Raw genomic sequence first — 13,126 nt, forward strand, 5'->3', positions numbered from 1 at the left:
ATACGTGATTGAACAAACGGTCGCCTTGATTCCACCGGACGCCTTCCCTAATGTGGGGCACCGACCGCTGTGGGTCGTCTGCCTCGATCTTCCCTCTCGCGAGGCGCCCGGCGGTCGGTTGCAAAGGAGTCCGTGCCGGTGGCAACCACGCCCCCTCAACGTCACGCCCCGAGCGCTCCACCCGGCCGACGTGCCGGGTTCCACCGGATGGCACGCCGTCTGGTCACCCTGGTCGCGGCCGCCGCGGTCGGCGCCGGGATGCTGACGGCTCCGGCGCACGCGACGCCGTCGGTGGACGAGATCGACGCGCAGATCGACAAGCAGTGGGAGCAGCTCGAACCCACCATCGAGCAGTTCAACAAGGTCCGCTCGCAGCTTCGCGCCAACCAGAAGAAGTCCAAGGCGCTGAAGGACAAGATGGTGCCGTTGGAGCTGGCCTCCACGCTCGCCATGAACAAGGTCGGCGACATCGCGGCCCGCTACTACATCCAGGGCCCGTCGCAGGAGCTGGGCGCGCTGCTGGTGAGCACCAAGCCGGGCACGCTGGCCGAGCAGTTGGTCATGCTGGACCGGATCGCCGACGACCAGCGCCGTCAGATCGCCGGTGTGCTCAAGGTGCGGGACGAGTACAACAGGCAGAAGGAGAAGCTCGACGAGCTGATCGAGCTGGAGACCAAGCAGCAGAACGACCTCGCGGCGAAGAAGAAGCAGATCGACTCGGAGATCAAGCGACTCACCGCGATGCTGCCGGTGACCTCGATCCGCCCGGCGGGCTGCCCGAAGATCGACGGCGTGGTGAGCAGCGCCGCGCGTACCGCGATCGCGACGGCGTGCGCCCAGGTCGGCGACCCGTACGTGTGGGGTGCCACCGGCCCGAACGCGTTCGACTGCTCCGGCCTCACGCAGTACGCGTACAAGGCGGCGGGCATCTCGCTCACCCACTTCACCGGCGCGCAGTGGAACGAGGGCCGCAAGGTGTCCCGTTCCGAGGCGCGCCCGGGTGACCTGGTGTTCTTCGGCTCCGATCTGCATCACGTCGGGCTCTATCTCGGCAACGGGGTGATGGTGCACGCGCCCCGGACAGGCAAGCCGGTCCAGGTGTCGAGCATCAACACCCAGCCGCTCGCCGGCTTCGTCCGGGTCACCTGACCTCGGTCACACCGAAAGGCCCCCGGTCCGCACGGACCGGGGGCCTTCGCGTTCTCGGGGAGAGGTCAGCGCGGCGCGCCGACCGGGGACGGCAGGATCAGCACGTCGTCCAGGTTCACGAACATGATCCGGTGGCCGAACTGGACCTGCACGTACTGGTTCTTCCCGCGTACCACGGTCCGGTCACCCGGCGCGGAACCGTCGAACGAGACCGCCCGGTAGTACTCGCCGGGCAGCACCCCGCCGACCGCGTACCGCTGGCCGGCGGCGAACGTGTACTGCAGCGGAGAGATGGCCTGGTATGGGATGGTGTCCGGGTAGGCGGACTGCTCCGGGTAGGCGCGGCCGTACACCGGGATGGTGGCCTTGCCGGGCCGCGGGGTCACCACGAAGCCGGTGGCCCACTTGGCGGTGGGCGCGGAGGCCGGGTTGTGGAACCACGCCTTCTGGCCGAGGTACCAGATCGCGGTCCAGTCGCCCTGCCGGCCGGCGAGCGCGTACGTCTGGCCGGCCGAGGCGCGGGCGCCGTGGTCGGAGATGTACATGGTGTCCGGCGTGCCGTCCGGGCGCAGCCCGAGGTCGTTGACGAGCGGGGCGTCCGGGCTCGGCGCGGTCCGCAGGATCACCGCGGAGGAGCCGCGCGAGGGGCACGGCTGCGCCGGCGGGGTGGGCGTCGGGACGCCCGGCGGCTGCTGGTTGCAACCGGTGAACGCGGGCCGGTTGGTGGCGAAGTCCGGGTCGATGGTGACCAGGCCGGTCTTCGCCGTGCCGGTGCCGCGGAACGGCGCCTTCATCAGGTCGAAGTAGTGCGACCAGTCCCAGTAGGGCCCCGGGTCCCAGTGCATGCCGCCCACGTTGGCGGCGGTGATGCCGGGCACGTTGTCGTGGCCGATGATGTGCTGCCGGTCCATCGGGATGCCGAACTTCAGCGCCAGGTGGCGGACCAGCTTGGCGGAGGTGCGGTACATCGCCTCGGTGTACCAGGTGCCCTGGCCGGCGAAGCCCTCGTGCTCCAGGCCGATGGACTTGGCGTTGACGTACCAGTTGCCGGCGTGCCAGCCCACGTCCTTGGTCTTGATGTGCTGGGCGATGTAGCCGTCCACCGAGCGCAGCGTGTAGTGCCAGCCCAGGTAGTCGGCCCGCTTCACCAGGTCGACGCTCGGGCCGAAGTAGCCCTCGGTGTCGTGGATGACGATGTACTCGATCTTCTGCTGCTTCGGCCGGTCAGCCAGGTCGTGGTTGCCGTAGTCGCCCGGGTCGTCGCTGAGCTGCTCGTAGGGCGCGGGAATCCACTCGCAGGCCAGCCGGACCGGGCACTCCAGCCCGTCCGGCCGCTGCGCGGTGCGCAGGCCGAGGCGGGCCAGCCGGGAGCGGTCCGGCTTCGCGGCGGTGGCGGCGAGCGTGACCCGCTGGCCGTCGTCGGTGGTCCGGGTGGCGCCCTGGCCGAGCTGGTCGTAGACCTCGTCGGCGAAGGCCGCCGCCGCGTCGGCGGTGTCCGCGCCGGAGTAGCGGGCCACCGCGGCGTACCAGGCCGCCGGGTCGGTGCCGGCGCCGACCGGCCCGCCCAGAGCCTTCTGGTACGACGACAGCAGCGCCGCGCCGCCGCGGATGTTCGCGGCCGGGTCGGTGCGCAGCGTCCCCGCGTCCAGCCCGGTGAGCGCGGCGGCCGCGTCGAGCGTCTGGAGCGAGGCGCTCGGCAGCGGCGTCTCCCGCGTCGGCGCGGCGGCGGTGGCCGGGTCGAGCTTCAGCGGCCGGGAGTCGTCGCCGCGCGGGTCCTCGTCCTCGTCGACGTGGGCGCTGCCCGGCGTGGCGAGGATGTGCGCGGCGTCGGTCAGGTGCATCGGGCCGTAGCCGCCGCTGGTGCTGGGCTGACCCGGGTGGGTGTCCCAGCGGGACTCCAGATAGGAGACACCGAGCAGCACGTTCTGGGGCACGCCGTACTCGGCCGCGGCGGCGGCGTATTGTTGTTGCCGGTCGCTCGCGGGCGCGGACGTGTCCGGCGCGGCGGTAACCGGGCCGGTGGTCGCCAGCGCGGTGGCCGTGGCCACGGCGGCGGCGAGCAGTATCCGTCTGCCCGACGGCGGGGCGGAGAGATGCATCGAACCTCCTGGACAGGGATGGGGGTCACTGCGTTTCCACCCTCACTCCGCACACCCGCGACGGTCAATACCTTTCCAGTAAGTAATCAGTCGTGAAAGAAAATTTCACCTCCGTGCGCGGTGTGGCGCTGGATCGCGTACGGAGTGTCACGGCGCTGGAAGTTGCGGATCGATAACGGTGGTCCCTACTCTGGTGAATCGTCGGCCGCACGTCTCACCGTCCAACCCGGTCGGTGACGGTCCGACACCGCCGAGTCGCCTCCGGGCGAGCCGGGGAACCAGGTACCTGGGGTGAATCCGCAGCACTGCTGCGGTAGGGCGGCTCCCTTCCCGCCCGAATCCGTCAGCTAACCCGGTAGGCGGTACGGAAGAAGGAGTACGGACGCCCGGTGGCACTCCATGCCCCGCGGCCGTCGTCGAACCGGTCGGTCGACCGGTCCAGCGCCGCGCCGCGTTCCCGCTGGTCCCGCTTCACCACCGCCCTCGCCGCACTGGTCGGCACCGCCGTCGTACTGACCGGCGGCGCCACTGCGGCACACGCCGAACCCTCGGTCGCCGAGATCGAGGCCCAGATCGACCGCGACTGGAACAAGCTCGAACCGGTCATCGAGCAGGTCAACGACGTACGCGAGCAGCTCGCCGCGCGGCGCAGGCAGGCCGACGCGCTCGGCCGCCAGATCGCACCCCTCCAGGCGCGGGTGGACGCCGCGCTCGGTCAGGTGGGCGGCCTCGCCGCCGACGCCTACAAGGCCGACAACCTCTCCACGGTCAACGCGCTGCTCGGCAGCCGCTCACCCGGTGACCTGGTCGACGGCCTGGAGCTGCTCGACCGCTTCGCGCACCGCCAGCACGAGCAGGTGCGCTCGGTCGCCGCGCTGCGCGACGAGCTGGCGGCGAAGAAGAAGCCGCTGGACGAGATGATCGCCGGCCTGGCGCGCACCGAGGCCCAGCTCGCGGCGAAGAAGAAGCAGATCGACGCCGAGATCGCCAAGCTGGAGAAGCTGCGGCTCAAGGTGTACGGCAAGGGCGGCGGCGGCCCGCTGCGCCCGGCGCCCTGCCCGGCCGGCTTTCCCGGCGGCCCGGCCGGTGCGGCGGTGAAGTTCGCCTGCGCCCAGATCGGCAAGATCTACGTCTGGGGCGCCGCCGGCCCGGACCACTTCGACTGCTCGGGCCTCACCATGGCGGCCTGGGCCAAGGGCGGCGTCTCGCTGCCGCACAGCGCACGCCAGCAGCACGGCGTGACGAAGCGCATCAGCCGGGCCGAGCTGCGCGCCGGCGACCTCGTCTTCTACTACAGCGACCTGCACCACGTGGCGATGTACGTGGGCGACGGCTGGGTGGTGCACGCCTCCCAGTCCGGCAAGCCCATCACGATGAAGCGGGTCGACGACGGCGACATCAACAGCTACGGCCGCGTGTAAGGAAGGGCCCCCTCTTAACGCCTCCGGTAGAGGAGGGGGCCCTTCTTAACAACTGCGGGCGGCGTCAGCGCGTCGGCCAGGTGCGCCAGCTCTGCCAGGACCGGCTCGGCGTCGGGCCGCGCTGCCCCTGGTAACGCGAGCCGTAGACGGCCGAGCCGTACGGGTGCTCGGCCGGCGAGGAGAGCCGGAAGATGCAGAGCTGGCCGATCTTCATGCCGGGCCAGAGCGTGATCGGCAGGTTCGCCACGTTCGACAGCTCCAGCGTGACGTGACCGGAGAAGCCGGGGTCGATGAAGCCGGCTGTCGAGTGGGTCAGCAGACCCAGCCGCCCCAGGCTCGACTTGCCCTCGAGCCGGCCCGCGAGCTGATCGCCCAGCGAGATCACCTCAAGCGTGGAGGCGAGCACGAACTCGCCCGGGTGCAGCACGAACGGCTGGCCCTCGGGCACCTCCACCATCGAGGTGAGGTCGTCCTGCTGGACCGACGGGTCGATGTGTGTGTAGAGGTGGTTGTTGAAGACCCGGAACAGCCGGTCCAGGCGTACGTCGATGCTCGACGGCTGCACCAGCGTGGGCTCGAAGGGCTCCAGCGCGAGCGTGCCGGCCTTGATCTCGGAGATCAGGTCGCGGTCGGAGAGCAGCATCGGAACACCATAGCGACCGGTATGGGTGACCTGCGTGTCGCACTACTTCTTCGTACACGTGTTCGATAGGATGTCCGCATGGCTTCCTGGTCCGAATTCGCCGCCGACGAGCCCCGCCTCGCCGGCGAGATCCGCCTCCTGATGCAGCAGTACGGGCCGGGCTTCGGCTACCTCGCCACGGTCCGCGCCGACGGCGGCCCCCGCGTGCACCCGGTCTCCCCGGTGTTCACCGACGACGGCCTCTGGTGCTTCGTCATCGACTCGCCGAAGCGCCGTGACCTCGAACGCGACGGCCGCTACGCGCTGCACTCGTTCCCGCCCGAGGAGAGCGACGACGAGGCGTACGTCGCGGGGCGCGCGCGGCCGGTGACCGACCCGGCCACCGTGACGCGGCTGGCCCGGATCGCCCGCGCGTCGCCACATGGTGACTGGCGGCTGTTCGAGTTCACAGTCGAGGCGGCGATGCTGACCCGGCGCGACCCTGTCGCCCAGCCCGGCGCCGCTCCGCCGCAGGTGCGGGTGTGGCTCGACCCGCTCGGGGCCGAACCGGCCCGGCGTGAGCCGGTGGGCGCGGAGGGCCGGCGCGGCCGGCACGGCTTCGACACCCGCCGCCCGGCCGCCTGACCCCGACCCCGAAACGAGCGGTGCCGGCCCCGTCCGAGGACAGGGCCGGCACCGGTACGCGGTACGAGGCGGTCAGGCCGCGCGGTAGGCGTTCCACGCGGTGAGCATGCGGCTCGCCTGGCCGGCGGTGAACTGGTACATGCAGGAGTCGTACGTGTAGTCCATGAAGTTGGTGATCGGGTCCTTGCCGGCGGTCGAGCAGGTGTCGCGGCCGGTCGGGCACTGGTACGCCGGGGACGCCTCGGCCGGGGTGTCGGAGACGCTGTCGCCCGAGCCGGAGCAGCCGCCCTGGAAGGTGTGGTAGAGGTTCAGCCAGTGGCCGACCTCGTGGGTGCCGGTGTCACCCTGGTTGTAGTTGGTGGCGGTGCCGCCGGGCAGCGACTCGTTGAGCACGACCACGCCGTCCATCTTGTCCAGCGTCCGCTTCGGGAACGTCGCCCAGCCCAGCAGGCTGTCGCTCAGCTCACCGAGGTAGATGTTCAGCGTGTTCTTGCCGCCCTCACGCAGCGAGGTCTTCATCGAGCGCTCGGCGGAGGAGCCCTGCACGATCGGGTACCACGACGGGTTGGTCACCCGGTTGATCTTCGTGAGCTGGAACCCGAAGGCGGTGGCGGCGCCGCCGGTCGAGCCCGCGTACGACTGGTTCAGCACGGTGATCTGCTGGTTGATCATCGAGTCGGTGATGTTGCCGCCGGCCCGGGTGCTGTTCTCCTGGATGACGTGCACGACGACCGGGATCGTCACGGTGGCCAGCGGGGTGACCGCGCCGGTCCGGAAGTTGGCCCGCTCGCGCTGCGCGGCGGCGAGGTCGGCCTCCCGGTCCTGGACCTGCTTGGCGGTCAGGTGGTTGGGGTCGAGCTTGGCGTTGCCGCCCTTCGCGACGCGGGCGTTCGCGTGCTCGTCGGCGTGGGCGTCAGCAGGCTCGGCGCAGACGCCGGCCGGGGCGGCCGAGAAGGCCGAAGCAGCGGGGACGACGCCGACGGCGGCGGTGCTGAGCAGCAGCGCGAGGGTCGACGTCGCGACACCGGCGGTACGCCGGGTCAGCAGGTTGGGACGGAGTCCCATGGGCCCACCTCTTTCTGACGGCGTGCCAGGGGGTGTGTCACGCCGGTGCGGAAACGTGGGGCAGACGTTACATCCCATCGATGCATTTGAGAATGCCCATACGTTTCCGACGTGCAACTTCGCGGCCCGCGACCTCGGTGCGTGCTTGATCCACTCCAGTTCGGGGAGATGGTGGGGTCAACCGGCCGCCGATGCCGCCACCTCGCCGAGGTGGCGCGCGCACCTGAGTGCACGGGGGTGGGGGGCTTCAGGTAGAGTGGTGCCGCCTGCGGGTGTAGTTCAATGGCAGAACATCAGCTTCCCAAGCTGACAGTGCGGGTTCGATTCCCGTCACCCGCTCCACCGCCAAGGCCCTGGTCAGGACGACAGTCCCCGCCAGGGCCTTCGACGTTCCACGGTCAAGGATCATGCGGCGTGCCATTGGCGTGCCATTAGCCTGTCGAACGGCCAACTGCTACGCCGCGAGCAGGCCGGTCAGTGCTTCCATGTGAGCGACACGCTCACGGTGCTGTCGGGCCTGAAGTACCAGGTTCGCTACGACGAGTGCCGGGTCTGACTCCGGCGCATCGATCTTGAGGTGCTGCCTGATCCAGGGGGCGGTCTCGCTCCAGCGGTAGAAGGATGTCCCCTCACGGGCTGGATTGACCGGCGGTGGAAAGGTGCCAGGACCACGGTCCCCTGTGGCGTATCGCCGCACCGACTCCCGGCTCTGACCGATGCGGTCCGCTATGTCGGCCAGGGTCACCAGATCTTGGTCTACGACGCGTAGCGCTATCAAGCCGACGCCGTCAAGCTCGCGTACTGCTGATGCGATCGCGTCTGCCATGGTTTCCGCCTCCCGGTCGAACTCGCCGATTGGAAGGCCGTTCTCTGAGCCGAACGCGGCATCGTCACAGCCCGCGGCGAACAGGGCATCCAGTTCATCATCGGTAGGCTGCCGATCCAGCACCACCGTAAAGACGTGGGTCGTCATCGCCTACCTCCCTCCGGCCTCAGACTGCTGTAGTTGGTCCCGGTGGCGGCGAGGGGTGGGTGTGGTTCCGAGTGAAACGCTCGATCTGCTTTGCGTGGGTGCCCGCATCCTGTGGAGTGGTCCAGACGCTTCGGCTGGCTGAGCAGGGCAGGCAATCTACCTTTCCCCACCGGTGGCCCCGATGAATCTCGTCCACGACAAGGCCGACATCCTCAGCTTGGCGAAGCGCATCGGAGATCTCCTTCTTCGGGTGCCGTCCCCGACTCACCATTCTCTGCTCCTCGGTACACGTGACGTTGCGCTTCGTACATTCGGGTGCCTCCGTATGTAAGGAATCTCTTGGTGATCAACTCGGCGCCATTTAGTTGGGGATTTAAGGCCGAGCCTGTAGCTGCCGGGGTATCGCCCGTGACTCGACGCCTTCTGCCAAAAGGGCTACTTGCCGAGGTGGTGCAATTGTACACCGGGTGGTGCAGGAGTGCACCAGGCCTTGGCTGCTCAGTCGTCTGTTACGCTTTCAACCCCTTTCGCCTCTTCTTAACCTTTTTCTTAGAAGGTCCCTTCTTCTTGTGGCTTACCTGGTCTGTGCTCATCGCCTCATCCAGCGCTAGGGCAATCGCCCGGTCCGCTTCCGCTGTAGCGTGCTGGTAGATCAACGCGGCCTGCGGGGAGTCGTGTCCCATGCGTGCCAATGAGGTCACGGGTACTGGCCCCGGTGCGAGCCGCCAGGGTGTTGCCGGTGTGCCTCAGGTCATGAAAGTGCAGCTCAGGTTGCCCGATCCGGGCGACGCTGGCCTTCCAAGCAATGAGCTTGTTCAGGTTGCCGCGCCAGATCGGGCGCCCGCTCTCCGTGGTGAACACGAAGGCGTCCAGGCTGTCGTCGACCTCAGCGGCCAGGTGTTCGCGAACGACCTGGACGACAGCCGGCGGAAGGCTGACCGTGCGCCGGCCAGCCCGGGACTTCGGCGGACCAAGGACCAGGCCCATGCCGCGCTGTTCGGTGTACGCCTGCCGTACCCGGATGGTGCCGGCCGCGGTGTCGATGTCCTGCCGTTGCAGCGCGGCGACCTCCCCCCAGCGGAGGCACCCGAAGGTGGTGACGAGGACCAGCGCGCGGTACCGAGGCGGCACGATGTCGGCCAGCCTGAAGACCTGGGCGAGCGTGAGCACCGGCGGCTCCGCCGGCTTCTCCTGGTCGGCGCCCGGGATGCGGCACGGGTTACGCGTCAGGATCTCGTCTTCCTTGACCGCCGTCATCAGCACCGCGCGCAGCAGCCGGTATGCCTTGGCCGCCATGCTCTCCGAGACCCCGTTGCCGAGCAGATTGGCCCGCCAGTCGCGGACCACCGGGGTGTCCAGCCGGCCCAGATCCACCCCGCCGAGGTACGGCACGATGTGCTTGTCCGACACCAGGGCGGGCCGGCCTGCACTCCACTGTCGCTCTCCTCCGGCCACGAAGAACGCCTGGCGGCTCCTGCGGAGAGTGGGAAGCCCGGACGGTCCCCGTAGAACGTCAGATCGTCGGTATGTGCGATGGGACGGCAGCCGCTGGGCTGCGGCCATGAGCGCTGCCGTAGGGGGAGCGCACGACGGCCACGTCGCGAGCTGGCGGCGGTCGCGGGCCTGCATCGCGCGCGTATCGACGTTGGGCGACATCTAGAAGTGCCTGCCCTTGTGGCCGACAGCATGATGGAATGATGAACCGGCATCATCGATGGTGGCTTACCGGCCTGGCACTCGCACTCTTGGCGCTGGCGGCGACAGGTACCGTGACATGGCTGTGGAGGCCATTCCCGCTGAGATGGAGTTGGCTGGAACCGGCGAGCTGGGTGATGGCAATTATCTTCACACCAGCTGCATTCGTTCTAACAATTGTGATTTGGCGGCAACCTAAAGCTCCCCCTGAAGCAGGGTTGGTAGCCGACTTGTCGCCACGCCTTCTCCCGGTGTCCTCCTTCGGCGCTGCGTGGGCTGGCGTTCATCCGGCTATCAGTATGAGCGCGCAAAAGAAAATTAAAAATGGTGAGGATCCACAAGAAGCGGCCCCCTCATATATCGAGCGAGCCATTGACCAAGAGTTGAACGACCGGCTCGCGAAAGCGCGAGAACGTGGCGGGGGGTTCCTGCTCTTGGTTGGCAACTCCTCGGCAGGTAAGACTCGATCTGCCTACGAAGCGGTAGTGCGCAACTTCCTGGGATGGAACATATTCCTGCCCTCCTCTGCTGGGGATATTCAGTGGCTCAGTCAGCAGCGACTGGAGAAGCCAACAATTGTCTGGCTCGATGAGTTGCAAAGGTTTCTCCCCAACTCAGGGGATAGCAGCATGAATAAGGAGACAATCCTCGCCCTATGGTCCAAGCGCAAGCCTATCATTTTTCTGGGGACCATCTGGCCCGACCGCTACCAGCATTACTTATCTCCACCGGAACGATCCGAGGGTTATGCTGCGCAACAGAAAGACCGAATTGCGGGTGTCTTGCGTATTGCTGAGCGCGTTTATGTCGAAGACAGTTTCACGTCCTCTGAAATGGCTGCCGCGCGAGCGCTGGCGGAGCGTGACTCCCGGATTAAGGCCGCTCTTCGGGATTCGCGCTATGGGGTCACCCAGGTGCTTGCAGGCGCACCAGAATTGGTTGCCTCGTGGCAGCACGCTGACTGTTACTCGAAGGCACTGATCACAGCCGCCGTGGACATACGTCGCCTGAGAATCGAGGGAACCCTGACGCCAGCCCTGCTTAAGCGAGCAAGCGGCGTGTACCTCAATAATGAAGAGATCGCTCGGGCTTCATCAGATTGGTTTGAAAAATCCATCTCGTACTGCATCAAGCGAAACCGAGGTGCGACTTCGGTGTTAATTCCCGTATCGGGTCTTGAATACGGAAGTATCGCCGGTTATGAGTTGGCAGACTACTTGACGTCCTATGGGGCTCGTATTCGCGAGAACGAGCCGCTGCCGGTAGAAATCTGGGGTGTTCTCTCAGAGCAGCTTCATGATCCTATAGACCTCCAACAACTCGCTTCCGCCGCAGATATGCGTGACGTTCGGCGCTATGCCGAGGCAATATACAGAAGGTCACTGGCTCTCGGCAACGCAGAATCAGGCTTCTGGCTCGGCTTGATGCTTTGGGACCAGGGTCGAAAGGGGGAGGCGGTCGATGTGCTACGGCGAGCTTCGAGCATGGGCAGTAAGGACGCGATCGAGGCTTTCTCGGATTACGGGCCAACTGACGAGGCGATTGGATTATTGCGCCGTCTATTGACGACCGGAGACTCATTGCCGCTCTATGATGTGCGCTTAACCATCGCACGACTCCTAGATGACGGGGGCCGCTTTGACGAGGCCGAGGAAGAGTATCTCCAAGCGATTGCCGAGAAGAGAAAAAACGCAGTATTTTACTACGCGTTGCGTCTTCAAAAGCGTGGCATCGCATCTGAGGCATTGAACTGGTTCTTACGAGCCCTCGATGCCGGCGATCTGGCTGCCTCAGAAAGTGCCTGCCGCTTGCTGGTAAAGGAGGGACGCTTTGTTGAGGCGAGAGCGATCTACGAAGCGGCTAAAAGTAGAGGTGATGAACGTGCGCAAGGCTGGTGGATAGAAATCCTAGTCAAAGCTGATCACCTCAATGAAGCACTCGCGCTGGCCAGCTCAAGCGGGACGTACCATGAGATTGGAAAAGCTCTGGCGTTGGCTGGCAAGGTTGATGAGGCATTGACCGTTTATAAGGAACGAATCGAGCAGGGCGACGTTTGGGCGCACTACCACAGTGCCGAGCTCTTGGAATCGCGGAATCGGCACGAGGAGGCGTTCCCTCATTGGATCCAAAGTCTTAAGCTTGGTCCTCATTTCTCCGGCTACGCCCTTGTACGACATTTTTCCCGCAATGGCGATCTTGATGTCGCTCTACCGCTATACCGCTACTACTTCGCCAAAGGCATCGATATGATGTCCGATGAATTGTCAAAGGCAATGATTGAGGCGAATCGGATACCCGAGCTGATAGAGATGGTTGGAAGGTCGGCGATGCGTGGGAACGACGGAGGTAACGTTTACCAACTTTGCCGAATGCTCGAAAGTAATGGATACGGGGAGGCTGCGGAAGTCTTGCGAAGGCACGGCTTAACGGTAGAAGGTGTTCCAGCGGTGCCCTTGCCTTCCCTGCGGCCGCCCAAGTGAGGCTTCTGTCCTTCCGGTGCCTACCGGAGTCGGCAGGCTATGGCCTGATGAAACTGTAGTTGGTGACGCCAAGCAGACGTATATCAGTACCAGATCTTGACCCCTCCATAGTGCGGAAGGGGTTCGGCAGTGCCTCACATTGCTGCCGATTTCCTCTGTTCTGGATCAAGGCGCCGCGCTCCGCGCGTCGCGGGCGCGGTGAGCCCGGCCGACGGCAAGCCGCCCCGGTCGCCTGCGGCGCCGGGGCGGAGGGCCGTCGACGCCCGCCGGGCAGGCCGCGCCCACTGGTGGCGATCAGCGCCTGGCCGTGACGATCGCGAGGGTGGTCACCCCGCCGTCGAGCATCTGGCGGATCGGCTGCCGCACCGGCCGCACCGGCTGCGCCGGCTTGCCCTCGAGTAGCCGCACACTTGAGCTGCATGCCGGGGCCAGGCTCAGCGGCGTGCCAGCTGGCGGTCGCCACTTTGGGCGAGGGCCATGTAGGGCGGAGGTGAGCCATGTCGGCGGGCCCCGCCCTACATCTGCGGCGCGCCCTTCTACAGGGTGCCGCGGAGAGTTCTAACAACGACCCACGTAGTACCCGCTCCGGTAGCCATCAGGACGCACAGGCGGAGGGCCCGACCGGTGTCGTCTATCGCGTGCCGTGCCACCTGAGCCACCTCGCAGATCGCGACGGTCTCCAAGCCAGTCAAGTTTGCCTCCGCCTCCATCTGTCGGGGCACCTGCCCCGCTCGCTTACAACGAGCTGAACTGGAGGTGGTCACTGGGCAGCGCCGGTAGCCCCAGCCCCCCCTACTTGTGATCAGGCATACGGGGAGTAAGTGCCAAAGTCGGTCGTCAAGGTTGTGGCAGCACCGTGCCATTAGCGTGCCATTAACCCGGGACAGAGCAGGTCAACCCAGGCCACCAGGGACCGCCGTGGCCAGGAGACCGAGTGGCTGCCTGGCTCGCCATCGGCAATTCCCAAGCTGACAGTG

General features: G+C 66.6%; 9 protein-coding genes, 1 tRNA gene and 1 riboswitch. Of the genes, 5 read left to right on the forward strand and 5 right to left on the reverse strand.

The genetic code is table 11. The annotated features are described in order from the left end of the window. The first annotated feature begins 138 nt into the window (after positions 1-138). Entirely contained in the window at positions 139-1,149 is a 1,011-nt protein-coding gene (locus HA073_RS16940) for a C40 family peptidase (protein WP_166456832.1), read from the forward strand. A 65-nt stretch (positions 1,150-1,214) separates the two neighbouring features. Here HA073_RS16940 and HA073_RS16945 read toward each other — a convergent pair whose 3' ends face one another. Further along, positions 1,215-3,248, reverse strand: coding sequence for an N-acetylmuramoyl-L-alanine amidase (locus HA073_RS16945; protein WP_064447991.1), 2,034 nt, complete (start codon positions 3,246-3,248; stop codon positions 1,215-1,217). Positions 3,249-3,486: 238 nt separating this feature from the next. Next, positions 3,487-3,624: riboswitch (cyclic di-AMP (ydaO/yuaA leader) on the forward strand. A gap of 13 nt (positions 3,625-3,637) precedes the next feature. Here HA073_RS16945 and HA073_RS31150 point away from each other — a divergent pair. Next, positions 3,638-4,669 (forward strand): NlpC/P60 family protein, encoded by a 1,032-nt coding sequence (locus HA073_RS31150; protein ID WP_166456833.1) that lies wholly within the window; start codon positions 3,638-3,640, stop codon positions 4,667-4,669. A gap of 64 nt (positions 4,670-4,733) precedes the next feature. Here the strand turns inward: HA073_RS31150 and dcd are convergent, their stop codons facing one another. Continuing rightward, positions 4,734-5,312, reverse strand: a complete 579-nt coding sequence (gene dcd / locus HA073_RS16955; RefSeq protein WP_043327610.1) for a dCTP deaminase — start codon at positions 5,310-5,312, stop codon at positions 4,734-4,736. A gap of 78 nt (positions 5,313-5,390) precedes the next feature. Between dcd and HA073_RS16960 the strand changes: the two genes are divergently transcribed. Next, entirely contained in the window at positions 5,391-5,936 is a 546-nt protein-coding gene (locus HA073_RS16960; RefSeq protein WP_064447989.1) for a pyridoxamine 5'-phosphate oxidase family protein, read from the forward strand. A 72-nt stretch (positions 5,937-6,008) separates the two neighbouring features. On the opposite strand, the gene HA073_RS16965 is transcribed toward HA073_RS16960, so the two are convergent. Continuing rightward, positions 6,009-7,001 (reverse strand): zinc metalloprotease, encoded by a 993-nt coding sequence (locus HA073_RS16965; protein ID WP_043327608.1) that lies wholly within the window; start codon positions 6,999-7,001, stop codon positions 6,009-6,011. Between the two features lie 268 nt (positions 7,002-7,269). On the opposite strand from HA073_RS16965, the gene HA073_RS16970 reads away from it, so the two are divergent. Beyond that, positions 7,270-7,343: transfer RNA gene (locus HA073_RS16970), tRNA-Gly, on the forward strand. 112 nt (positions 7,344-7,455) lie between these two features. Here HA073_RS16970 and HA073_RS16975 read toward each other — a convergent pair. Both HA073_RS16975 and HA073_RS16980 read right to left on the reverse strand, forming a co-directional pair. Beyond that, positions 7,456-7,974 (reverse strand): hypothetical protein, encoded by a 519-nt coding sequence (locus tag HA073_RS16975; protein WP_166456834.1) that lies wholly within the window; start codon positions 7,972-7,974, stop codon positions 7,456-7,458. Between the two features lie 597 nt (positions 7,975-8,571). After that, complete coding sequence (locus HA073_RS16980; protein WP_309228035.1) at positions 8,572-9,384, reverse strand: site-specific integrase; 813 nt, start codon at positions 9,382-9,384, stop codon at positions 8,572-8,574. A gap of 284 nt (positions 9,385-9,668) precedes the next feature. Between HA073_RS16980 and HA073_RS16985 the strand changes: the two genes are divergently transcribed. Beyond that, positions 9,669-12,149 (forward strand): lipopolysaccharide assembly protein LapB, encoded by a 2,481-nt coding sequence (locus tag HA073_RS16985; RefSeq protein ID WP_166456835.1) that lies wholly within the window; start codon positions 9,669-9,671, stop codon positions 12,147-12,149. The last annotated feature ends 977 nt before the right edge of the window (positions 12,150-13,126 follow it).

This window comes from Micromonospora sp. CMU55-4, assembly GCF_011602315.1.
Taxonomy (GTDB): domain Bacteria; phylum Actinomycetota; class Actinomycetes; order Mycobacteriales; family Micromonosporaceae; genus Micromonospora; species Micromonospora chalcea.

Bases quoted from the DNA above. Each gene is read 5' to 3' on its own strand.
- dcd (WP_043327610.1), bottom strand. From the start codon at position 5,312: ATGCTGCTCTCCGACCGCGACCTGATCTCCGAGATCAAGGCCGGCACG.
- HA073_RS16975 (WP_166456834.1), bottom strand. From the start codon at position 7,974: ATGACGACCCACGTCTTTACGGTGGTGCTGGATCGGCAGCCTACCGAT.
- HA073_RS16985 (WP_166456835.1), top strand. From the start codon at position 9,669: ATGATGAACCGGCATCATCGATGGTGGCTTACCGGCCTGGCACTCGCA.
- HA073_RS16945 (WP_064447991.1), bottom strand. From the start codon at position 3,248: ATGCATCTCTCCGCCCCGCCGTCGGGCAGACGGATACTGCTCGCCGCC.
- HA073_RS16965 (WP_043327608.1), bottom strand. From the start codon at position 7,001: ATGGGACTCCGTCCCAACCTGCTGACCCGGCGTACCGCCGGTGTCGCG.
- HA073_RS16960 (WP_064447989.1), top strand. From the start codon at position 5,391: ATGGCTTCCTGGTCCGAATTCGCCGCCGACGAGCCCCGCCTCGCCGGC.